At 75.3% G+C, this 22218-nt stretch carries 22 protein-coding genes; 13 read left to right on the top strand and 9 right to left on the bottom strand.

Features of this window, described 5'->3' with window-relative positions; genetic code table 11:
- Window positions 1-11: 11 nt before the first annotated feature.
- Both FHX36_RS22860 and FHX36_RS10035 read right to left on the bottom strand, forming a co-directional pair.
- Complete coding sequence (locus FHX36_RS22860) at window positions 12-1898, bottom strand: NAD-binding protein (RefSeq protein WP_181428796.1); 1887 nt, start codon at window positions 1896-1898, stop codon at window positions 12-14.
- Window positions 1895-2389: a MarR family winged helix-turn-helix transcriptional regulator gene (locus FHX36_RS10035; protein ID WP_181428797.1), complete on the bottom strand. Its 495-nt coding sequence runs from the start codon at window positions 2387-2389 to the stop codon at window positions 1895-1897. The genes FHX36_RS22860 and FHX36_RS10035 overlap by 4 nt, the downstream gene beginning before the upstream one ends.
- 41 nt (window positions 2390-2430) lie before the next feature.
- Here FHX36_RS10035 and FHX36_RS10030 point away from each other — a divergent pair, with 41 nt between their 5' ends.
- The gene (locus FHX36_RS10030; protein ID WP_246405454.1) at window positions 2431-4530 is read left to right on the top strand and encodes an MMPL family transporter; all 2100 of its coding nucleotides are present in this window, start codon (window positions 2431-2433) and stop codon (window positions 4528-4530) included.
- Here the strand turns inward: FHX36_RS10030 and FHX36_RS10025 are convergent.
- Entirely contained in the window at window positions 4490-6235 is a 1746-nt protein-coding gene (locus tag FHX36_RS10025; RefSeq protein WP_110552716.1) for a class I adenylate-forming enzyme family protein, read from the bottom strand. The two genes, FHX36_RS10030 and FHX36_RS10025, sit on opposite strands and share 41 nt — an antisense overlap.
- A gap of 91 nt (window positions 6236-6326) precedes the next feature.
- Here FHX36_RS10025 and FHX36_RS10020 point away from each other — a divergent pair, with 91 nt between their 5' ends.
- The 5 genes from FHX36_RS10020 to FHX36_RS10000 all read left to right on the top strand — a co-directional run bounded on the left by FHX36_RS10020 (window position 6327) and on the right by FHX36_RS10000 (window position 10723).
- On the top strand, window positions 6327-7181 hold the full coding sequence (locus FHX36_RS10020) for a patatin-like phospholipase family protein (RefSeq protein ID WP_110552715.1): 855 nt from the start codon (window positions 6327-6329) through the stop codon (window positions 7179-7181).
- Window positions 7182-7225: 44 nt separating this feature from the next.
- A complete protein-coding gene (locus FHX36_RS10015; RefSeq protein WP_146251626.1) occupies window positions 7226-7948 on the top strand; it encodes a hypothetical protein in 723 nt (240 codons plus the stop codon).
- Window positions 7948-8598, top strand: a complete 651-nt coding sequence (locus tag FHX36_RS10010; RefSeq protein ID WP_110552713.1) for a hypothetical protein — start codon at window positions 7948-7950, stop codon at window positions 8596-8598. Before FHX36_RS10015 ends, FHX36_RS10010 begins: the two co-directional genes overlap by 1 nt.
- A 46-nt stretch (window positions 8599-8644) precedes the next feature.
- The gene (locus tag FHX36_RS10005; protein ID WP_110552712.1) at window positions 8645-9409 is read left to right on the top strand and encodes a crotonase/enoyl-CoA hydratase family protein; all 765 of its coding nucleotides are present in this window, start codon (window positions 8645-8647) and stop codon (window positions 9407-9409) included.
- A 114-nt stretch (window positions 9410-9523) separates the two neighbouring features.
- Window positions 9524-10723 (top strand): glycerophosphodiester phosphodiesterase, encoded by a 1200-nt coding sequence (locus FHX36_RS10000; protein ID WP_110552711.1) that lies wholly within the window; start codon window positions 9524-9526, stop codon window positions 10721-10723.
- A 47-nt stretch (window positions 10724-10770) separates the two neighbouring features.
- Here FHX36_RS10000 and FHX36_RS09995 read toward each other — a convergent pair whose 3' ends face one another.
- Window positions 10771-11292 (bottom strand): MarR family winged helix-turn-helix transcriptional regulator, encoded by a 522-nt coding sequence (locus FHX36_RS09995; RefSeq protein ID WP_246405452.1) that lies wholly within the window; start codon window positions 11290-11292, stop codon window positions 10771-10773.
- Between the two features lie 90 nt (window positions 11293-11382).
- Here FHX36_RS09995 and FHX36_RS09990 point away from each other — a divergent pair, with 90 nt between their 5' ends.
- The 7 genes from FHX36_RS09990 (at window position 11383) to FHX36_RS09960 (ending at window position 17756) form a co-directional block, all read left to right on the top strand.
- Window positions 11383-11940, top strand: a complete 558-nt coding sequence (locus tag FHX36_RS09990; RefSeq protein ID WP_110552709.1) for a YceI family protein — start codon at window positions 11383-11385, stop codon at window positions 11938-11940.
- A gap of 185 nt (window positions 11941-12125) precedes the next feature.
- Entirely contained in the window at window positions 12126-12602 is a 477-nt protein-coding gene (locus FHX36_RS09985; protein ID WP_110552708.1) for a MauE/DoxX family redox-associated membrane protein, read from the top strand.
- A complete protein-coding gene (locus FHX36_RS09980) occupies window positions 12592-13353 on the top strand; it encodes a DsbA family protein (RefSeq protein WP_110552707.1) in 762 nt (253 codons plus the stop codon). Before FHX36_RS09985 ends, FHX36_RS09980 begins: the two co-directional genes overlap by 11 nt.
- 38 nt (window positions 13354-13391) lie before the next feature.
- Window positions 13392-13763 carry a hypothetical protein gene (locus FHX36_RS09975; protein WP_183513707.1) on the top strand — a complete coding sequence of 124 codons (372 nt, stop codon included), beginning with the start codon at window positions 13392-13394 and terminating at the stop codon, window positions 13761-13763.
- Window positions 13764-13880: 117 nt separating this feature from the next.
- Complete coding sequence (gene typA / locus FHX36_RS09970) at window positions 13881-15770, top strand: translational GTPase TypA (protein WP_110553950.1); 1890 nt, start codon at window positions 13881-13883, stop codon at window positions 15768-15770.
- 364 nt (window positions 15771-16134) lie between these two features.
- The gene (locus tag FHX36_RS09965; protein WP_110553951.1) at window positions 16135-16620 is read left to right on the top strand and encodes a DUF5994 family protein; all 486 of its coding nucleotides are present in this window, start codon (window positions 16135-16137) and stop codon (window positions 16618-16620) included.
- 158 nt (window positions 16621-16778) lie between these two features.
- A complete protein-coding gene (locus FHX36_RS09960; protein WP_110553952.1) occupies window positions 16779-17756 on the top strand; it encodes an NAD-dependent epimerase/dehydratase family protein in 978 nt (325 codons plus the stop codon).
- 2 nt (window positions 17757-17758) lie between these two features.
- On the opposite strand, the gene FHX36_RS09955 is transcribed toward FHX36_RS09960, so the two are convergent.
- From FHX36_RS09955 to FHX36_RS09940, 5 genes are all read right to left on the bottom strand, one after another.
- Window positions 17759-18385 (bottom strand): methyltransferase domain-containing protein, encoded by a 627-nt coding sequence (locus FHX36_RS09955; RefSeq protein ID WP_183513706.1) that lies wholly within the window; start codon window positions 18383-18385, stop codon window positions 17759-17761.
- Between the two features lie 10 nt (window positions 18386-18395).
- Window positions 18396-19400: an NAD(P)/FAD-dependent oxidoreductase gene (locus FHX36_RS09950; RefSeq protein ID WP_110553462.1), complete on the bottom strand. Its 1005-nt coding sequence runs from the start codon at window positions 19398-19400 to the stop codon at window positions 18396-18398.
- Window positions 19401-19519: 119 nt separating this feature from the next.
- Entirely contained in the window at window positions 19520-20512 is a 993-nt protein-coding gene (locus FHX36_RS09945) for a sulfite exporter TauE/SafE family protein (protein WP_110553461.1), read from the bottom strand.
- A 90-nt stretch (window positions 20513-20602) separates the two neighbouring features.
- Window positions 20603-20698 (bottom strand): putative leader peptide, encoded by a 96-nt coding sequence (locus tag FHX36_RS24155; protein WP_369007799.1) that lies wholly within the window; start codon window positions 20696-20698, stop codon window positions 20603-20605.
- Window positions 20699-20755: 57 nt separating this feature from the next.
- Window positions 20756-22210, bottom strand: a complete 1455-nt coding sequence (locus FHX36_RS09940) for an MFS transporter (protein WP_110553460.1) — start codon at window positions 22208-22210, stop codon at window positions 20756-20758.
- Window positions 22211-22218: the final 8 nt, after the last annotated feature.

Here is a 22218-nt window from a genome sequence, read left to right as displayed (position 1 = left end):
GCGCGGGCGGGTCAGTTCAGGCTGGCGTCGTTCGCCCGGTGCGCCTTGACGACGACGAGCACGTCGCCGCTCTGCAGGGTGCCGATCAGCGGGTCGTCGAAGCGGAGCTCGCGGCCACCGCGCTGCACCGAGAGGACGACGTCGCGCAGCTGGCGCGGGCCCAGGCCCACCTCGGACTGCGAGACGGTGCGCTGCTGCAGGTCCAGGCCGCGCCCGGAGGTCAGCAGGTCCTCGACCACGTGCACCACGCCGGGCTGGTCCGGGGAGAGCCCCAGCAGCCGGCCCGACGTCGCCGAGGTGGTGATGACCGAGTCGGCACCGGACTGCCGCAGCAGGCTGGCGTTCTCCTCCTCGCGCACGCTGGCGGTGATCGGCACGCTCGGGTTGAGCTGCCGGACGGTGAGCACGATGAGCACCGCGGCGTCGTCCCGGTTGGCCGCCACGATCACCGCCCGCGCCTTCTCCACCGACGTCCGGCGCAGCACCTCGGTGCGCCCGGCGTCCCCGAGCACGCCGGTGAGGCCGGCCGAGGTCGCCTCCTCGATGGCCCGCGGGTCGGGGTCGACGACCACGATGTGATCGGGGGCGGTGCCGGTGCTCAGCAGGGCGCGGATCGCGCTGCGGCCCTTGGTCCCGTAACCGCACACGACGACGTGCTGGCGCACGCGAGACCTCCAGCGTCGGACCCGGAACTCCTCCCGCGAGCGCGCGGTGAGCGCCTCGAGGGTGGTGCCGATGAGGATGAGCAGGAACGCGATCCGCAGGGGCGTGATCACGAGGATGTTGACCAGCCGGGCGCCCGGCTCGACCGGGGTGATGTCGCCGTAGCCGGTGGTGGAGAGGGTGACGGTGGCGTAGTAGGTCGCGTCCAGGACGCTGATCTCGCCGCCGTTGTTGTCGCGGTACCCCTCGCGGTCGAAGTACACGATCATGACCGTCGCGATCAGCACGATCGAGGCGATGAGCACCCGGCGCCCCACCTGCCGGGCCGGTGACTCCTCGCTGTGCGCCAGGTGGACGCCGCTGTGGTCGTCGCTCAGCACGCCGGCCGCTCCTCGGTCACCGGGCGGACGATAGCCGCCGGGGGCGCCGGGACGGGTCCTGCCGCGCTCACCGCTCGCGGACCAGCAGCGGCTGGGACACCTCGGCGACCGCCCCGGACGGGTCGGAGAGGAGCCGGAGCACAGGCCCAGCCCGTCCTCGGCCAGCTGGGTGCGGCAGTCCAGGTGCACCCACTCGCCGACCGGCTCGCGCAGCACGGTGGTGGCCATGCCCGGCGGGATGGACAGCCACCGGGTCAGGTCGAGCTCGGCGGAGATCCCGTTGGCCGCGTCGGCGGCGACCAGCACTCGGGCCAGCGGGGTGATCTCCTCGCCGGCGACCAGCGGCACCCGCACCCGGGTCCAGACCGCGGCCGGGCCGGGCCGGTCGGGGGAGCCGGCGGTGTACCGCCAGTCCAGCGCCCGCCCGTAGCCCCAGTCGCCCATCTGCGGCAGCAGCAGGGTGGGGCTCTCGCCCGCGGCGGGCAGCGCCGGGGGGACGACGACCGGGGTGCGCACCGGCGGGGTGGGGCCGGTGGCCAGGTGCCACACCCGCGCGACGGCGACCGCGCGCCCGTCGACGGTCATCCGGGCCTCGGTGAGCGAGATCCGCCGCCCGGGCCGGACGGCGGACACCTCCACGCTCAGCTCCCGGCGGGGGATCGCGCCGAGGAAGTCCACCGACACCCGGGCCGCCCGCTGACCGGGCTCGGCGGTGGCGCCGGCCAGGTGCGCCAGCAGCGCCGAGGGCGGGCCGCCGTGCTGGGCGGAGCTGTCCCACGGGCTCTCGGTGGCCCTGGTCGGGGCGAAGCGTCCCTCGCCCAGCGGCAGGTAGAAGGCCTCGGCGACCTCGGTCACGGTGATCTCCTCGGGTCGGACAGGGTGGAGAGCACGCGCTGGAGCAGCGCGTGCAGGGTGGTCGCCTCCTCGGCCGTCAGCCCCATCGCCTCGGGGCGGCCGAGCTCGGCGAGCACCGGGCCGGCGGCGGCCAGGGCCTCCCGCCCGGCGTCGGTGAGCCGGACGTCGATGCGCTGGCCGCGCAGCGCCCCGGTGGGCCGCTCGACCCAGCCGGCCTCTGCCAGCCCGTGCAGCAGCGCGCTCATGCTCTGCGGCGTCACCGCCAGCCGCCGGGCCAGCTCGGCCGAGGTCAGCGCGGGTTCGCGGGCCAGGTGCACCAGCACGGTGAAGGTGTGCGGCCGCAGCCCGACGGTGGCCAGCTCCCGGGTGAACCGGGCGGTCATCGCGTTGCCGGCCCGGGCCAGCGCGTACGCGGGGATCGCCGCGGGGTCGTCGGCGAGCCAGGAGGGCAGCGGCCGTTGCGGGTCGCCTCCGTCCGCTGGCTGCTCCACGAAGGGACACCGTAGGTTGTCCGCAGAGCATCAGTCTCCTGATGCTCATCCGGGAGAGGGAGACGATGGGCCGGCTGACCGACTGGGTGCTCGCGCACCGCCGCACCGTGGTGCTGGCCTGGCTGCTGCTCGCCGTCACCGGCGGGGTGCTGGCCCCGACCACGATCGACCGGCTCGGCTTCGACTTCTCCACCCCCGGGCAGCCCGCGTACGAGGCGAACGAGGCGATCGTCGGGGAGGTGGGCAACGGCGGGGGCAACGACCCGCTGCTGGTCACCGTCGCCCTCCCCGAGGGCAGCACCGTGGCGGGCAGCCAGCGGGAGCTGGCCGCCGTCTTCGACCGGGCCCGGCAGCCCGGCTGGCGGGTGGCCACCCCGTTCGACGGTTCGCCGGGCGCGGAGACCCTCGGCGCGGGCGACGACCGCACGGCCGTCGCGCTGGTGTGGCCGCCGGCCGTCGAGGGCGCGGCGCCCTACGCCGCGGCGCTCCCGCAGCTCGAGGGCGCGCTGACCGGGGTCACCGTCGCCGGCGTCGCCCCGGTGGTCACCGGCACCCCGGTGCTGGCCGAGGGCGGCGGCGACGAGCGGCCGATCATCGTGGAGATCGCGCTGGGCGCCGGCGGGGCGATCGTCGTGCTGGCCCTGGTGTTCGGCTCGCTGCTGGCCCTGGTGCCGCTGCTGGTCGCCGCGGTCGCGATCACCACGACGTTCCTGCTGGTGCTGGGCCTGACCGCGCTCACCGACGTCAGCTTCATCGTGCAGTACCTCGTGGGCCTGATCGGGCTGGGCGTGGCCATCGACTACTCGCTGCTGGTGGTGATGCGCTGGCGCGAGGAACGGGCCGCCGGCGCCGACGACCTCACCGCCGTCCGCACCGCGATGACCACCGCCGGGCGGGCGGTCGTCTTCAGCGGCGTCACGGTGGCGATCTCGCTGCTGTCGCTGGTGGTGCTCCCGCTCCCGTTCCTGCGCACCGTCGGCTTCGGCGGGCTGCTGATCCCGCTGGTCAGCGTGCTCGTCGCGCTCACCCTGCTGCCGGTGCTGCTCGCCTCGGCCGGCCGCCGGCTGGAGTGGCCGCGCCGCCGTCCGCCGGCCGCGGAGAGCCGCAGCTGGCACCGGATCGGGACGACGGTGGTCCGGCACCGCTGGGTCGCCGCGCTGCTGGCCACCGCTGCCCTGCTGGTGCTGGCGCTCCCGGTGCTGGGCATCCGGCTGGGCAGCCCGGAGGTCACCGCGACCGCGACCGGCTCGAGCCCGGCCGCCACCGCCTTCCAGCGGCTGACCGCCGACGGCCTGCCCGCCGGGCTCGCCCGGCCGGTCGAGGTGCTCACCGCCGACCGGGACGCCGCCGTCGAGCGGCTGGCCGGGGTCGACGGGGTGGCCGGCGTGCTCGCGCCGGAGGGGCCGGGGTGGGCCGGCGACGGCGCGGGGCTGGTCGGCGTCGTCCTCGCCGACGACCCGTCGTCCACCGCCGGCCGCGCCGCGCTGACCGCCGTGCGCGACGCCGCGGACGAGCTGGACGGCGCCCGGGTGGGCGGCACCGCGGCCGGCGACGCCGACTCGGTGCGGGCGATCTACGGCAACGCCTGGTGGGTGCTGCCGCTGGTCTGCCTGGTCACCTTCGCCCTGCTGGCCCCGGCGCTGCGGTCGATCTGGCTGCCGGTGAAGGCGCTGCTGCTCAACGTCGTGTCGATCGCGGCGGCCTACGGGATCACCGTGTGGATCTGGCAGGAGGGGCACCTGACCGACCTGCTGTTCGGCGCCACCGCCACCGGCACGCTCACCTTCTGGGTGCCGGTGGCCGCGTTCTCGTTCCTGTTCGGGCTGTCGATGGACTACGAGGTGTTCATCCTGTCCCGCATCCGGGAGGGCCGGGACGCCGGGATGAGCACCGACGAGGCGACCGTGCACGGCGTCGCCCACACCGGCCGACTGGTCACCTCGGCGGCGCTGATCCTGTTCCTGGCGTTCGTGGCGCTGTCGACGGTGCCGGTGGTCGACGTGAAGATCTTCGCCACCACGCTGGCGCTGGGCATCCTGCTCGACGCCACCGTGGTGCGCGGGGTGCTCACCCCGGCGCTGGTCGCGGCGTTCGGCGACGTCAACTGGTGGTGGCCGCGCCGGCTCGCTCGCGGGCGCTGAGCTCGCGCTTGAGCACCTTGCCGGCCGGCGACACGGGCAGCGCGTCGACGAAGACCACGTCGCGCAGCCGCTTGTACGGCGTCACCAGCTCGTTGACCGCGGTCAGCACGCCCTCGGCGGTCAGCGCCGCGCCGGCGTCGTCCCCGCGCCGCACCACGTAGGCCACCGGCAGCTCCCCGGCCTCCGGGTCGGGGCGGCCGACCACCGCGGCGGCGGCGATGCCCGGCATGGCGAACAGCAGCTCCTCCAGCTCGCGCGGGAAGACGTTGTAGCCCTTGTAGAGCAGCATGTCCTTGGTCCGGTCGACGATGGACAGGTAGCCGTCGGCGTCCAGCACCCCGACGTCGCCGGTGTGGAACCAGCCGTCGGGGTCGATCGCCTCCGCCGTCGCGTCCGCGCGACCGGCGTACCCGCGCATGACCTGCGGCCCGCGGATGCACACCTCGCCGCGCTCGCCGGCCGGCAGCGGGTCGCCGCCACCCAGCGGGCGGATGCTGATCGCGGTGTCCGGCAGCGGGACGCCGACGGTGCCGGGCTTGCGCACGCCGCTGGTGTGCGGCGGGTTGCCGGTGGCCTGCATGGTCACCTCGGTGAGCCCGTAGCCCTCGCAGACCACCGCGTCGGGCAGCAGGTCGTGCAGCCGCTCGATCAGCGGCACCGGCAGCGGGGCGGCACCGCTGGAGACCCCGCGGACGCTGGACAGGTCGGCGTCGGCGATGCCCGGCACCTGGAGCAGCGCGACGAACACCGGCGGGGCGCCCCCGATGCCGGTGACCCGGTACCGGACCGCGTCGGCGACGTACAGCTGCGGGTCGAAGCGGTCGTGGACGACGACGGTCGACCCGCCCATCACCTGGCCGTTGAGGTAGCCGATCACGCCCATCGCGTGGAACCACGGCGTCAGGTTGATGACCGTGGCGGTGCCCAGCCGGGTGGGGTGCTCGGCGGGGTCGCTGACCTGGTCGAGCGTCACGTCGCCGGCGTCGTCCAGCGCCGGCACCGAGCCGGTGCTGAAGCACGCCGACTGCAGCACGTTGGTGACCACGGCGCGGTGCGGCAGCTCGACGCCCTTGCTCACCCCGGTGGTGCCGCCGGTGTAGGCCAGGTGCGCCAGGTCGGTGGTCGGGTCCAGGCCGGCGTCGCGGTGCGCGTCGGCCGGGTCGGCGGCGAGCAGGTCGGCCAGCGAGACCGCGCCGGGCAGCCCGTCCAGCTCCACGGCGGCGGCCGGCTCGGCGATCTGCTGCGGCCCGGTGACGACCACGGTCCGGACGCCGGTGCCCTGGAGTGCGGCGCGGACCACGGGCAGCACCGGCTCCCAGGTGACCAGCGCCCGCGCGCCGGCGTCGGCGAGCTGGGCCGCCAGCCCGGCCGGGGGCAGCAGCGGGTTGGTGGGGGAGAAGACGGCGCCGGCCAGCAGCACGCCGTAGTAGACGGCCGGGTACTGCAGGCAGTTGGGCAGGTGGACGGCGACGACGTCGCCCCGGCCGATGCCGCGCTCGGCCAGCCCGGCGGCGACGGCGTGCGCGCGGCGCCCCAGCTCGGTGAACGAGAGCTCGACGTCGTGGTGGACGAACGCCGTCCGGTCGCCCCAGCGGCGCACCGCGGCCCGCAGCACCGAGCCGACCGGCACCGGCGGGTAGGCCAGCGACCGCGGCAGCCCGGGCGGCCAGATGGAGGGGGCGGCGGTGCTCCGGACCTGGGTCATCTGGGCTGCCTCCGGCGTCGTTGTCGGACTGCCCAGAGTGGCGCACGTCACCCTCGGCTGTCACGCCGGGGCGGTGCGTCAGGATGACCGGATGAGCGAGCAGCGCACGGCCCTGGTCCTCGGTGGCGGCGGCATCACCGGCATCGCCTGGGAGGTCGGTGTGCTCGCCGGGCTCGCCGAGGCCGGGGTCGACCTGGGCACCGCCGACCTCGTCGTCGGCACCTCGGCCGGGTCGGTGGTCGGGGCGCAGCTGCGCAGCGGGGTCGACCTCGAGCAGCTGTACGAAGGCCAGCTCGAGCCGCACGTCGGCACCGAGCGCGCCGCCCGGCTCGGCCGACGCACGCTGGCCCGCTACGGCCTGGCGATGCTGCTGGCCCGCCGCGACGACGTGGCGTTCCGCCGCCGGGTCGGCGAGCTGGCCCGCACCGCCGCCGACACCGGGAGGACCCCGACCGAGGCGGAGCGCCGCGCAGCGATCGCCTCCCGGCTGCCCAGCCCCGAGTGGTCCGACCGGCCGCTGGTGGTCACCGCGGTCGACGCGGAGAGCGGGGAGTTCGTCACCTTCACCCGGGAGTCCGGCGTCGAGCTGGTGGCCGCGGTCGGCGCGAGCTGCGCCGTCCCGGGCGTCTACCCGCCGGTCACCATCGACGGCCACCGGTACGTGGACGGCGGGATGCGCTCCCCGGCGAACGCCGACCTGGCCGCCGAGTACGACCGGATCGTCGTCGTGGCCCCGCTGCCCCGCGGTGCCGGGCCGATGACCAGCGTCGACGCGCAGGTCACCGGGCTGGTCAGCCGGGTCGCCGTCGTCTCGCCGGACCAGGCCAGCCTGGCCGCGATCGGCAAGAACGTGCTCGACCCGGCCGCCCGTGAGCCCGCCGCGCGGGCCGGCCGCGCCCAGGCCGCGGCGGTGGCCGACCGTGTCCGCGAGGTCTGGCAGGGCTGAGGTCCGGCTAGCCTGCTGCCGCTGACCGGGAGGACGGGGGAGCGGTGCGGGTCGTTCAGGGGTTGCTGCTGGGGCTCGCCGTCGGCTTCGCCGCCGCCGCGGGCCTGGACGTCGTGCCCGGGTTCTCCGGCACGGTCGTGGGCGTCTGCCTGGCGACCAGCGTCGTGCTGTGGGCGGTGTGGGCGGTGCGCAGCGGCCCGTCGCGGCCCACCGCGGTCGCGCCGCCGGTGACCGGCGCCCGCCCGCCCTCGGCCGGCCCCGGCCCCGGCCCCGGCCCCGGCCCCGGGGGCATGTTCGCCGGCCGCGCGCTCGGCGACGCGCTGGCCTGGGCGGCCGCCGAGCACGGGCTCACCACCCTGTACTCGGTCACGGTCGGCGAGCAGGAGGTCGGCGTGCTCGGCAGCGCGCTCCCGGGCGGCCCGCTCAGCTTCCTCGTCGTCACCGCCGTGCCCGGAGGCTGGCAGGGTCGGGTCGACGCGCTGCCGGCCGAGGTCGACCTCGGCACCGGCGCAGCGATCGCCGACGACGCCTTCCGCGCCGGCGACCTCGCCCCCGACGTGCTGTCCCGGCTGCTCGACGACGCCCGCCGGCAGGACGCCCGGCCGCGCGTGGACGGCGCCGACCTGACCGCGGTGATCGACCGGCCGCGCGGCCTGCGCCCCGACGTCACCGTGCGCGTCGCCGCCGACGACGAGTGGGTGTCCGCCACCTGGTGGGGCACCGCGGACGGCCGGCTGCTCTTCGTCGACCAGCGGGCGGAGGTCTGATGTCGCTGGCACCCACGAGCACCGTGCCGCTCCCCGAGGCGCCGGGTGCGCCACGGCGGCGGCGGCGGTGGCGCGGCGCGGTGGCCGCGTTCGTCGTCGGCCTCGCCGTGCCCGCCGGGGTGGTGGTCGCCGACCGGACCGGCGAGCCGCTCTCCTGGTCGTCGGACGAGGACGTCGAGGACACGCTGGTCGACGAGCCCGGCTTCCTCGACGGCGACCGGCTCGAGCGGTCGCTGGCCGCGATGGTCGCCGATGCGGGCACCAGCCAGGTGACCCAGCTGGCCTTCGACGACGACCGGCTCAGCGTCGACCTGCTGGACGCCGACACCGGGCTGTACGCACGGCACGAGCAGTACGCCGGGGGCTCCTCCGAGACGCCCTACGTCACCGACCTGGTGCGCCAGCCCCCGCCGGAGGCCGCCTTCGACCTGGCCGCCGTCCCGACGGCGACGCTGCTCGCGGCGCTCCGGACGGCCAACCGGTCGCTGGGCGACGAACCCGAGGACGTGGAGTACCTGGCGGCGCTGGTGGAGCGGCCGTTCCCGGTCTACGGCGACCCGCTGGTCGTCGTGGACGCCGGCTACGGCGTCACGCCGCGGCGGGTCTGGCTGGCGCTGGACGGGTCCGTGCTGCGGGTCGAGGGACCGTGACCGGCACCGCCGCCGGCCACGCTGCACGCCGAGGAGGAGACGCGCGATGACCGGACCGGTGCTGACCGAGGTGACCGACGGGGTCGGGGTGCTGACCCTGAACCGGCCGGAGGCGAAGAACGCCGTCGACCTGGCGACGACGCAGGCGCTGGCCGCCGCCCTCGACGAGTTCGACGCCCGGGACGACGTCGCCGTCCTGGTGCTCACCGGCGCCGGCGGCACGTTCTGCGCGGGGATGGACCTCAAGGCCTTCGCCCGCGGGGAGCGGCCGCGGATCGAGGGGCGCGGGTTCGCCGGGCTGACCGAGGCGCCGCCGGCCAAGCCGCTGATCGCCGCCGTCGAGGGCTGGGCGCTGGCCGGCGGCTGCGAGCTGGCGCTGAGCGCGGACCTCGTCGTCGCCGCCCGGGACGCCCGGTTCGGCATCCCCGAGGTCAAGCGCGGCCTGTTCGCCGCGGGGGGCGGGGTGCTGCGGCTGGCCAAGGCGCTGCCCTACCAGCGGGCGATGGAGATGGCGCTGACCGGTGACCCGCTGCCCGCCGAGGAGGCGCACCGGTTCGGGCTGGTCAACGTGCTCACCGAGCCCGGCGGCGCGCTGGCCGGGGCCCGCGAGCTGGCTGCCCGGATCGCGGTCAACGGGCCCCTCGCGGTGCGCGTCAGCAAGCAGCTGGTCGCCGGGTCGGTGAGGTGGACCGACCGCGAGGCGCTGGCCGCCCAGCGGGAGGTGGCCGAGCGGGTGTTCGCCTCGGCCGACGCGCAGGAGGGCGCCCGGGCGTTCGCCGAGAAGCGTGCCCCCGTCTGGCGCGGGGAGTAGGCCACCCGGGTTCACGGCCTGTTCACCGGCCATTGCCTGTGCCCGGGCTGGGGGCGCACTGTGCTGGGTGCGGGCCGCAGGCGAGGGTCGCCGACCGAGCCCGGGGGAGCTCCGATGAGCCGTGCGTCCCGGTGGTGCGCCGCTGCGCTGACCGCCCTGCTCGCCGTCCTGCTGTCGGTCGTGGTGCCGTCCTCGGCCGCGGCACCGGCGGCCGCGTCCGACCGGTGGCACGGAGGTGGCGGCCACCCGGGTGCCGGTCACGGCGGTGGCGGGCACGCCGCCGCCGGCGACCTGCTGGTCATCGGCCACCGCGGTGCCTCCGGCTACCGGCCCGAGCACACGCTGGCCGCCTACGAGCTGGCCGCGCGGATGGGGGCGGACCACATCGAGTGCGACGTGGTGAGCACCGCCGACCGGGTCCTGGTGTGCCGGCACGAGAACGAGATCTCCGGGACCACCGACGTGGCCGAGCACCCGGAGTTCGCCGACCGGCAGACCACCAAGACCGTCGACGGCGTCGCGCTCACCGGCTGGTTCACCGAGGACTTCACCCTCGCCGAGCTGCAGACGCTGCGCGCCGTCGAGCGGCTGCCGGAGGTGCGCGAGGAGAACACCCTCTACGACGGCATCTTCGGCGTCCCCACCCTGGACGAGTTCCTGCAGCTGCGCACCGACCTCAGCCGCGAGCTGCGCCGGGACGTGGGCGCCTACATCGAGACCAAGCACCCCACGTACTTCGACGGCATCGACCTGTCGCTCGAGGAGCCGCTGCTGGCCGACCTGCGCGAGGCGCGGCTGGACCGCCGCAGCTCGCCGGTCTTCCTGCAGTCGTTCGAGACGACGAACCTGCGGGAGCTCGACGCGGCCGGCGTGCGGGTGCCGCTGGTGCAGCTGCTCTCGGCGGCCGGCGCCCCCGCCGACCTGGTCGCCGCGGGTGACCCGCGCACCTACGCCGACCTCTCCACGGCCGCGGGCCTGGCCGAGGTGGCCGGCTACGCCGACGGTGTCGGTCCGGAGAAGGCCCAGGTGATCCCGCTCCGGGCGGACGGCACGCTGGGGGAGCCGACCTCGTTCGTCGCGGACGCGCACGCCGTCGACCTGCTGGTGCACCCCTACACGTTCCGCAACGAGAACGCCTTCCTGCCCGCCGACCTCGACGAGGGCACCGACCCGGCGGCGTACGGCTCGGCGCTGGAGGAGCAGCTGCTGTTCTGGGCCGCCGGCGTCGACGGGCTGTTCACCGACAACCCGGACACCGGCGTGCTCAGCCGGGAGCTGTTCCTGTCCGGTGTCTCGCTGACCCCGGCGGCCTGACCGCACCGCCCCGGCTGCCGGGCTCCCGGCAGCCGGGGCGGTGCGCCCTACGCCTCGTTCAGGTGCCGCAGCAGCGTCTCGCCGATGTCGCGCATCGCGGTGAGCTGAGCCGCGTCCAGCTGGTCGAACAGGTGGCTGCGCACGCTCTCCACGTGCACGGGGGCGGCCTGCTCCAGCGCGGCGAAGCCCTCGTCGGTGAGGACGGCGAGCTGGCCGCGGCCGTCCTCGGCGCAGACCTGCCGGCGCACCCAGCCGCGCTCCTCCAGCCGGGAGACGGCGTGGGACAGCCGGCTGCGCGAGGACAGGCAGCGGTCGGCGAGCTCGCTCATCCGCAGCTGCCGGCCCTCGGTCTCCGAGAGCTGCACGAGGATCTCGTAGTACGCGTGGCTGATGCCCGTCTCCCGGGTCAGCTCGCGGTCCAGCCGGTCCTCCAGCAGCATCCAGCTGTACATGTAGGCCCGCCAGGCGCGCTGTTCCTCGGCGTCGAGCCACCGGGTCGTACCGTGCGCCGTCGCCGACTCCCGCGGGGCAGCGCCACCCAGGGGGCCGGGACACACCTCAGTGCTCATGTCCCGAGGGTACTAGCGGAATACTCAAGTCTTCAACTACGCTACGGCCCAGCGAAAGCAGTCAAACGCTCAACCAGATGGAGGGTCACCATGACCAGCACCACCCAGATCCCCGGTTACGTCGTCGGCACGTGGGACATCGACGCCTCCCACTCGACGGTGGGCTTCAGCGTCCGTCACATGATGGTCAGCAAGGTCCGCGGCTACTTCCGCGAGTTCTCCGGCGAGATCGTCACCGCCGCCGACCCGGCGCAGTCCACGGTGCACGCCACCATCGACATGGACTCGATCGACACCCGGCAGGAGCAGCGGGACGCGCACATCAAGTCCGCTGACTTCTTCGACGTCGGCAACCACACCGTCATGGAGTTCCGCTCGACCGTCGTGCGCAACCACGGCGAGGACTGGGTCGTCGAGGGCAACCTGACGATCAAGGGCATCACCAAGCCCGTCACCCTGGCCCTGGAGCTCAACGGCTTCGGCCCGGACGCCTACGGCGGCACGCGCGCCGGCTTCTCCGGCAAGACCGAGATCTCCCGCAAGGAGTTCGGCGTCGACATCGACATGCCGATGGACGGCGGCGGCGTCGTCGTCGGCGACAAGATCTCCGTCGAGCTCGAGATCGAGGCCGTGCTCCGCGCCGCCTGAGAAAGGACCCCTCAGCCCCCCACCGCTCGCAGGCTCGCGGCGGGACCCTGCTGAGGGGCCGCTCCAGTTCCTCACCGGGGCCCCGGCGCATCGCGCGCCGGGGCCCTCGGCATGTCCGGGCGACTGCCAGGTGACCCACAGGTCGCTCCGGGAACCACACCAGCCCGGCGAGCGACTGTCCGGTCGTGAGACCGACCTGGCCCTGGGTGGCCACCGCTGCCCGGCTGCTGCTCGGCGGCGTCCTCGTCGTCGCCGGCGCGCTGAAGGTGCCCGACCCGGCCGCCGCGGTGCGGGCGGTGCGCGCCTACCGGCTGCTCCCCGAGGGGCTGGTCGGGCCGGTCGCCTTCGGCCTGCCGGTCCTTGAGATCGCGGTGGGGCTGGCCCTGCTCGCCGGGGTCTTCGTGCGCACGGCGGCGCTCGCCGCCGCGGCGCTGATGGTGGTCTTCCTGGTCGGCGTCGGCTCGGCCTGGGCCCGCGGCCTGCAGATCGACTGCGGCTGCTTCGGCGGTGGTGGCGAGGTCGCCGCCGGCCGCACCGCCTACCCGGGCGAGGTGGCCCGCGACGTCGGGCTGCTGCTCGTCGCACTCGCGCTGGCCCGCCGGCCCGCGTCCCGGCTCGCCCTCGGCGGCCACTCGGAGGAGGAGCTCGCACATGTCCGGTGAGACCAAGCGGGAGGCCGCCCGGCAGCGGATCGCCGCCAAGCGCGCCGCCGAGGCCGCGGCCCACGCGGCGGCTGCCCGCCGGCGACGGGCGGTGACCGGCGGGGTGCTGGCGGCCGCCGTCCTGGTGGTGGCGCTGATCGTCGTCATCGTCGTGCAGACCCAGCGCACCTCCACCTCGGCCGACGCGGCCGCACCGCCGAACACCACCGACGGCGGCTACGCCTTCGCCGTCGGCTCGGCCGACGCCCCGGTGACGATGGACGTCTACGAGGACTTCCAGTGCCCGGTCTGCGCCCAGCTGGAGTCGACCGCCGGCAGCACCATCGCCGAGCTCGTCGACGACGGCACCGTGCAGGTGCGCTACCACGGCATGGCGTTCCTCGACCGGGCCTCGAGCACCGAGTACTCCACCCGCGCGCTGAACGCCGCGGCGGTCGTCGCCGAGTCCGGCACCGACGCCTTCCGCGCCTTCCACGAGCTGCTGTTCGCCAACCAGCCCGAGGAGGGCAGCGCGGGGCTGAGCGACGACCAGCTCGTCGAGTACGCCACCCAGGCCGGAGCGACCGGCGCCGACGTCGCGCAGGGCATCGAGGACCGCCGGTACGCCGACTGGGTCGCCGCCGCCACTGACCGGGCCAGCGAGGACGGCGTCACCGGTACGCCCACCGTGTTCGTCGACGGCGACCAGCTGGACGGCGACCAGCTCACCCCCGACGGGATCGCCGCCGCGGTGGCCGCGGCCCAGGGCTGACCCGCCCTCCCGGCCCGCGCGCTGGGACACTGGTGGGCATGTCCGCCTCGACCCTGGCCCGCGTGCAGACCCGCTTCCCGTCGGCCGTGGCGGTCGCCGTCGGCCTGGCCGCCGGCTTCGGCGTCGCGCAGGGCACCGGCGTCCGGGCGCTGGGCGGCGTGGTGTTCGCCGCGGGCGGGCTGGCCGCCGGCTGGCTCTGGTACCGCCGTCGCGGTGCGGCCGTGGCCGCGGTGCTCGGCGCCGTCTACGTGGTCGCCTTCGTGCTCGCCCACGTGCTGGCCCTCGGCGTCGGCTGGCCGTCCTGGCTGGCCGTGGGCGTGGTCACCGCCGCAGCGGCCGTGCTGTCCTGGGTGGTCGCGGACCGTCCCGGGTCGTCCGTCCGAGTGGGGGACCGGTCACAACCGGCCTGAGAGACCGCGCACGTCCCGTACTCTGGCCGGGAAGGTCTCGGCCCGGATGGTCGTTGACCCAGTGTCGCGCGCCGCTGCGCGCAGACCCCCACGCGATCTCCTGAGGTGCCTCTCCGCATGCCCACCCGCAACGACCTGCGCAACGTGGCGATCATCGCCCACGTCGACCACGGCAAGACCACCCTGGTCGACGCCCTGCTCCGACAGGCCGGTGCACTGGGCCGGGCCAAGGGCGAGGGCACCGACAACGACTCCACGCAGGACCGGGTCATGGACTCCATGGACCTCGAGCGCGAGCGCGGGATCACCATCCTCGCCAAGAACACCGCGATCCACCTGCACGACGACGACGGCAACCCCGTCATCGTCAACATCGTCGACACCCCGGGCCACGCCGACTTCGGTGGCGAGGTCGAGCGCGCGCTGTCCATGGTCGACGGCGTCGTCCTGCTCGTCGACGCCTCCGAGGGCCCGCTGCCGCAGACCCGCTTCGTGCTGCGCAAGGCGCTGGCCAAGGGGATGCCCGTCATCCTCGCGGTGAACAAGACCGACCGGCACGACGCCCGCATCGAGGAGGTCGTCGACGAGACCTACGAGCTCTTCCTCGAGCTGCTCGAGGACGCCGGCCTGCCCGCCGAGACCCTCGAGTTCCCGATCGTCTACTGCAACGGCCGCACCGGCCAGGCGTCGCTGAACAAGCCGGAGAACGGCACCGTCCCGGACAGCCCGGACCTCGGCCCGCTGGTCAAGACGCTGCTGGACACCGTGCCGGCCCCGGAGTACGACGCCGAGGAGCCGCTGCGCGCGCAGGTCACCAACCTCGACGCCTCGCCGTTCCTCGGCCGCCTCGCGCTGCTGCGCATCCACTCCGGTGAGATGAAGCGCGGCCAGCAGGTCGCCTGGTGCAAGGCCGACGGCACGATCACCCGGACGAAGATCACCGAGCTGCTGGTCACCGAGGGCCTCACCCGCACCCCGGCCGACAGCGCCGGCCCCGGCGACCTGATCGCCATCGCCGGCATCGAGGAGATCATGATCGGCGACACCCTCGCCGACCCGAACGACCCGCGCCCGCTGCCGGCGATCACCGTCGACGAGCCGTCGATCTCGATCACCATCGGCATCAACACCAGCCCGCTGTCGGGCAAGTCGGGCAAGAAGCTCACCGCCCGCCTGATCAAGAACCGGCTCGACCAGGAGCTCGTCGGCAACGTCTCGGTGCGCATGCTGCCCACCGAGCGCCCCGACACCTGGGAGATGCAGGGCCGCGGCGAGCTCGCGCTGGCCATCCTGGTGGAGCAGCTGCGCCGCGAGGAGTTCGAGCTGACCGTCGGCCGCCCGACCGTGGTCACCAAGGAGATCGACGGCAAGCTGCACGAGCCGGTCGAGCGGGTCACCATCGACACCCCGGGTGAGTACGTCGGCACGCTGACCCAGGCGCTGGCCGTCCGCCGCGGGCGGATCGAGAACCTGGTGCACCACGACACCGGTTGGGCGCGGATGGAGTACATCGTCCCGTCGCGCGGCCTGATCGGGTTCCGCACCGAGTTCCTCACCGAGACCCGCGGCACCGGCGTGCTGAACCACAACCTCGAGGGCTACGAGCCGTGGCTGGGCGACATGCGCGCCCGCCCGACCGGCTCGCTGGTCGCCGACCGCTCCGGTGTGGCGACGACCTACTCGATGTTCTCCCTGCAGGAGCGCGGCCAGATGATGGTCGAGCCCGGCACCGAGGTCTACGAGGGCATGATCGTCGGTGAGAACTCCCGTCCGGACGACATGGACGTGAACATCACCAAGGAGAAGAAGCTCACCAACATGCGCAAGTCCACCTCCGAGGAGCTGGAGCGGCTCATCCCGCCGCGGCTGCTCAACCTGGAGCAGGCGCTGGAGTTCTGCGCCGAGGACGAGTGCGTCGAGGTCACCCCCGGCTTCGTGCGGGTGCGCAAGGTCGAGCTGGACCAGACCGTGCGCGGCCGCTCCAAGAACCGGAAGCCCAAGCCCTGATCAAGGACCCCGCTGCCCCCCACCGCTCGCGAGCTCGCGGCGGGCCCCTGCAGCGGGGCCGTTCCATCGCGTCGAACGCCGTCGTCCCTGCGGGGACGGCGGCGTTCGTCGTCCCCGGGCGGCGTGTCGGCACCGGGGTGCGGGCGGCTGCTGACACAACGCCAGGTGCCCCTGTGGCGAGAGTTGCCCTCCGATCACACTGCGTGATGACCGGCCGTGGTGGCCGGACACCTGCCGACGGCTCCCTCGTGGCGCGCCGGGGTGTCGCTCGACGGCTCGTACGTTCCGGTCGGGAGAGGTGCGCGCGGCAGGGGAAGGCCGCGCACGCCTGGGGGAGTGAGCACGAGAGGTGGTCGGGCGACCGATGACGGTGCAGCGGGCAGCGGGTTTCCGGAACGGCATCGACGTACGGGTGCGGCTGCGCACCGGGGTGCCGTCGGCCGACGTCACCTTCGACGGCGCGTGGTGGCCGCGCAGCCGGGACCTGGGCGCCGAGCTCCCGGAGCTGATCGCCGCGCTGGACACCCTGGGCGTGCGGGTCGAGCGCTTCACCTACCCGGTCGAGGCCTGGGAGCACCAGGTCCAGCGCAAGGTGACCGTCGCCGGGCGCACGGTGCGCACCGGCGCCTTCCGCAGCATGGACCCGCAGCTGGTCTCCCTGGTGGTGGAGGGCGACCGGCGCATTGACCTGCTGGTGGTCCCGCCGGAGGCCGACGCGCTGACCGGGGTGCGCGCGCTGCGGATGGCCGGCCTGCGCGAGGACAGCAGCAGCCCGCAGCGGGTGCTCGCCGCCGCCGGCTCGCGTCCGCGGCCCGAGGTCGTCCCGATCACCGGCGTCCGCGCCGGCTAGTCGAAGGACCCCCAGCTCTCGGCGCCGAAAGCCGGTTGGCTTTCCGCGCGGAAAGCCAACCGGGACCGTTGGCTTTCGGCGCCGAAAGCCAACGGGACGGCGCTACGCCGGGAGTGAACCGGCTGGACGGCGGGTGCGGGCTGGGCTGAGGTCGGGCCATGCGACTCCTCGTCCTCGGCGGCACCCACTTCCTCGGCCGGCACGTCGCGACGGCGGCCCTCGAGCGCGGGCACGAGGTGGCGACCTTCACCCGCGGGGTCTCCGGCGCACCGCCGGCGGGTGCCCGGGCGCTGCACGGTGACCGCGACGACCCGGCGGCGCTCCCCGCGGCGCTCGACGGCTGGGCTCCCGAGCTCGTCGTCGACACCTCCTGCCAGACCCGGGCCGCCGCCGACAACGCCGCCGCCGTGCTGGGCGACGTCGCGGGCCACGCCTTCGTCAGCAGCCTGAACGCCTACCGCGACTGGCCGCCCGGCCCGGTGCGCGGCGAGGACGGCCCGACCTGGGACACCGACGAGGACGGCTACGGGCAGGACAAGGCGCACGCCGAGCGGGTGCTCGGTGCGGCGGTGGGCGACGGGTTCGTCACCGCGCGGGCCGGTCTGATCGTCGGGCCGTACGACCCCGTGCACCGGCTCGGCTGGTGGCTGGAGCGCATCGCCGCGGGCGGCCGGGTCGTCGTCCCGGCCGAGAGCTGGGACCAGCCGATCGCGCTGGTCGACGCCCGCGACCTGGCCGGATGGCTGGTGGAGGCCGCCGAGCGGGGGCTGTCCGGGCCGGTGAACACCACCGGACCCGCCGGGATGACCACGCTGGGCGGGCTGCTGGCGACCTGCCGGGAGGTGACCGGCGGGGACGCCGAGTGGGTGCCCGTCCCCGACGCCGACCTGCTCGCGGCCGGCGTCGAGGAGTGGGTGCACCTGCCGCTGTGGCTGCAGGCCGCGACGGCCCGCACCGCCTGGGACGTCGACACCGGCCGCGCCCGGGAGCTCGGCCTGCCCTCCCGCCCGGTGCGCGACTCGGTGGCCGACACCTGGGCCTGGCTCCAGCAGAGCGGCCGCCCGACCCCGCGGCCGGGCCGGGAGCTGCCCGGCCTGCCCGCTGCGCTCGAGGCGGAGCTGCTCGCCGGGCGCTGAGGTCAGCGGCGGCGGGCCCGCACCACCTCGTCGGCGTGGTGGCCGTGCGCGTCGGCCGGGCGCGGGCGCAGACCGGCGACCTCGACGTCCCACTCCTGCGGGTCCAGCTGAGCGGCCACGTCGGCGGCGGAGGCGAAACGGTCCTCGCCCCACATCGCGGCCCGCTCGGCGTCGTGGGCGTGGCCCACCCACAGGAACGTGCCGCCCGGCGCGACCGCGGAGGCCAGCCGGGGCACCAGCTCCCGGCGCAGCGCGGCCTCCGGGTGCAGGAAGTGCGCCGTGACCAGGTCGAACGCGGCGGGCGGCGGCTGCCAGACGGCGATGTCCGCCTGCAGCCAGCTCACCCGGTCGGTCAGCCCGGCGTCGGCCGCGTGGACGGCGGCGCGGTCGAGCGCGGTCTGCGCCCAGTCCAGGCCGGTCGCCTGCCACCCGCGGGCGGCGAGCCACAGCGTGTCGGCGCCCTCCCCGCAGCCGACGTCCAGCGCGCGGCCGGGGGTCAGGTCGCCGGCGTGCTCGGCCAGCGGCGCGTTGACCCGGCCGCTCCACAGGGCCGCCGCGGAGGCGTAGCGGTCCTCCCAGGAGGCGTGGTCGTGGCCGGTCGACGCCGGCTGCTGCTCGTGGTCGTGCACGGTCTCCTCCTCAGTTCCCGGACCGCGGGGTGCCCAGCACCAGCTCGCGGTGGTCGGTCGGGGACGACCCCTGCCGGGCCGCCACGGCCCGCCGGGTGTCCTCCTGGATCAGGTCGGCGTTGATCATGGCACCGGCGTTCAGCCCGGCGGCGGCGGAGCTGATCACCTGGGCGCGCAGGTCGGTGACGTTGCCGGCCACCCAGACCCCGGGGACGGCGGTGAGGCCGGTGGGGTCGGCCGGGACGGCGCTGCCGAACACGTGACCGCCCATCTCGAGCTCCTCGGCGGCCAGCCCGAGCGACTCCAGCAGGCCCGACCGGGCGGTGAACCGCGGTGCGACGACCACGGCGCTGCGGGGGACCACCTGCCCGGAGGTGAGCCGGACGCCGGTCAGCCGGTCGCCCGTCGACTCGAGGGCCGCCACCTCGCCCACGACGACGCTGACGTCGAGGGCGGCCAGCAGCTCCCACTCCTCGTCGGAGGGCTCCGGGCCGGTGTGCAGGAACAGGGTCACGTCGGCGCTCCACTGCCGCCACATCTGCGCCTGGTGGACGCCGAACGGGCTGGTGGACAGGATCCCGATCGCCTGGTCGCGCACCTCCCAGCCGTGGCAGTACGGGCAGTGCAGCACGCTGCTGCCCCAGAGCTCGCGCACCCCCGGCACGTTCGGCAGCTCGTCGACCAGCCCGGTGGTCACCAGCAGCCGCCGGGCCCGCACCGCGCGGCCGTCGGCCAGGTCGACGGCGAACCCGTCGTCGACCGCCCGTGCCGCGACCGCCTCGCCGGGTTCGACCTCCGCGCCGTACCCGGCGACCTCCGCCCGGCCGATCGCCAGCAGCTCACCGGGTGGGGTGCCCTCGCGGGCGAGGTAGTTGTGCACGTGGCCGGCGGGCGCGTTCCGCGGTGACCCGCTGTCGACCACCAGCACCGACCGGCGGGCGCGGGACAGCGCCAGCGCTCCGCTCAGACCGGCGGCGCCCCCGCCGATGACCACGACGTCGTACTGCTGCTCCATGGCTGCTCCTCGGCTCGTCCGGCCGGTCGCGGGAGGCGACCGCCGTGCACCGAGACTGCAGCCATGGAGCAGTCAGCGACAAACTTCTTTGCTGGACCGGCAAGGCCGGCCGGTGGGGCTCAGTCGGTCGGGGCGCTGGGGCGGCCGGCCGTGACCGTCGCACCGTCGGCACGGGTGGCGTCCCCGGGCGCGTCGGTCTCGGCGAGCCGCGCCGCCTCGGCCGCGAGGGCGTCGGCCGTCTCCCGGGCGCCGTCCTTGCGGTACTCGCGGAACGACCAGGCGACCGCGGCGGCCCACACCACGTAGATGAGCGCGTAGCAGGCGTACCGGGTGGCGTCCGGGGCGTCGATCCAGTCGCTGCGCAGCAGGGTGCGGGTGTTGGTCAGCACGATCATGCCGCCGACCAGCGAGCCGAGCAGCCGCGGCGGCACGTGCCGGACCAGCCAGGCCGCGATGGGAGCGGCGATCAGACCGCCGATGAGCAGGGCGGCCACCCAGGCGAAGTCGATGCCCTGGTTCCCGAGGGCGAACAGGAAGCCGAGGCTGGCGGCGAGGGCGACGAGGAACTCCGAGGTGTCGATCGAGCCGATCACCTTGCGCGGCTCCATCCGGCCGCTGGCCAGCAGTGCCGGCGTGCCGACCGGGCCCCACCCGCCGCCGCCGGTGGCGTCGACGAAGCCGGCGACCAGGCCGAGCGGCGCGAGGAACCGCTTGCGGACCGGCTTGCCGAGGTTGCGCCGGTCGATGCCGCGCAGGGTGAAGCGGATCAGCAGGTACAGGCCGAGGGCCAGCAGGATCAGCGCCATGACCGGCGCCGCGACCTCGGTGGAGAGGTGGGACAGCACGGTCGCGCCGGCGAAGGCGCCGATCGCACCCGGGAGGCCGATCTTCGCGACGACCTTCCAGTCGACGTTGCCGAACCGCCAGTGCGCCACACCCGAGGCGAGGGTCGTGCCGATCTCGGCGAGGTGGACCGTGGCCGAGGCGGCCGCCGGGTTGGTGCCGATGGCCAGCAGCAGCGTGGTGGAGGTGACGCCGTAGGCCATGCCCAGGCTGCCGTCCACCAGTTGCGCGCCCAGGCCGACGAGCGCGAGCAGGACGATGGTCTTCACGAGGATGTGCTCCGGGGCTTCGAGGGGGCGGGCGCGCCGGCAGGGCGCTGCGGACCGCGGTGAACGAGGGGGCGCCGTGGGCGCGGGAGGTCAGCCGCGCAGACAGGCGGCGGTGCTGACCCGGAGCAGGTCGACGTGCAGACGGCTCACCAGGAGGTCGCCCGGGAGGGCGGTCGTCGTCGGCACGGGCACATTCCTACCATCCCGATGCAGATTGCGGGAAACGAGGGCAGGTGGCCTGGGTCACGTCTTCAGCGTGTCGGGCCGGATGGTCAGCCAGGCGACCAGGCTGCCCGCGACGAGCAGCCCCGCACAGACCAGCATGGCCGTGCCGGCGCCGGCGTCGAAGCTCGCCGGGTCGGCGTAGTCGTCGCCGCCGAGGCCGACCGCCACCGGCAGCGCGGCCACCGCCAGCAGCTGCGCCGCCCGGGCCACCGCGTTGTTCACCCCGCTGGCCACGCCGGCCAGGTGGTCGGGGGCGGCGTCGAGCACCGTGGCGGTCAGCGGCGCCACGAGCAGCGCCAGCCCCACGCCGCTGACCAGCGACCCGGGCAGCACGTCGAGCCAGTAGGAGCTGCCCGGCCCGATCCGGGCCAGCAGCAGCACGCCGACGGCGGCGATGAGCGGGCCGACGGTCATCGGCAGCCGGGCCCCGGTCCGCTGGGCGAGCGCCCCCGCCCGGGCCGACAGCAGGCTCAGCACCACGATCGAGGGGATCGTCGCCGCCCCGGCCGCGGTGGCGCTGTAGCCCAGCACCGTCTGCAGCTCGACGACCAGGAAGAACGACCAGCCGCCCAGCGCCCCGTAGATGGCGAACGTGCTCAGGTTGGCCCCGGTGAACTCCCGGTCGGCGAAGACCCCGGTGGGCAGCATCGGCTCCCGCGCCCGCCGCTCCCGGACGACGAAGGCCACCCCGGCCAGCACGCCGACGGCCGCGGAGACCCAGACCTGCGGCCGCCCCGGCCCGTCGCCGGCCGCGATCAGCGCGTAGGTGACCCCGGCCAGGGCGAGGGCGCCCCACACCGCGCCGAGGGCGTCGAACCGGCCGGTGCGCCCGGGGTCGCGGCTCTCCGGCACGTGCCGCACCGCGACCAGCACCACGACGACGGCGAGCGGTGCGTTGACCAGGAACACCCAGCGCCAGCTCACCGTGTCGACCAGGAAGCCGCCGAGGAACGGCCCGACCAGCCCGGCGACCCCGCCGAACGCCGACCAGGCGCCGATCGCCCGGGGCCGGTCGGCGTGCGGGAAGGCCGACTGGATGATCGCCAGGCTGCCCGGGGTGAGCAGTGCGCCGCCGATGCCCTGCAGCACCCGCATCGCCACCAGCTGCCCGGTGGTCTGGGCCAGCCCGCAGCCCAGCGAGGTGACGGCGAACCAGACGACGCCGACCACGAAGACGCGGCGCCGTCCGTACCGGTCGCCCAGCGCGCCGCCCAGCAGGATCAGCGAGGCCAGCGCCAGCGTGTAGCCGCTGAGCGTCCACTGCAGGCCGGCCAGCCCCGAGCCCAGGTCGCGGCCGATGGCCGGCAGCGCGACGTTGACCGCGCTGGCGTCGAGCATCGCCATCCCGGAGGCGAGCACGGTGGCCAGCAGCACCCACCGGCCCGGGGCGGTGCCCAGCCGGACGGGGTCGGCGGCGACCGGGCCGACCGGTTCGGGTGAGGTCCCCTCCGCGGCGGGTGGGGACGAGGTCATGGGACCTT

Origin of the sequence: Modestobacter versicolor (assembly GCF_014195485.1) — a bacterium.
Lineage (GTDB): Bacteria > Actinomycetota > Actinomycetes > Mycobacteriales > Geodermatophilaceae > Modestobacter > Modestobacter versicolor.
This window is presented reverse-complemented; position numbering and strand designations above follow the sequence as displayed.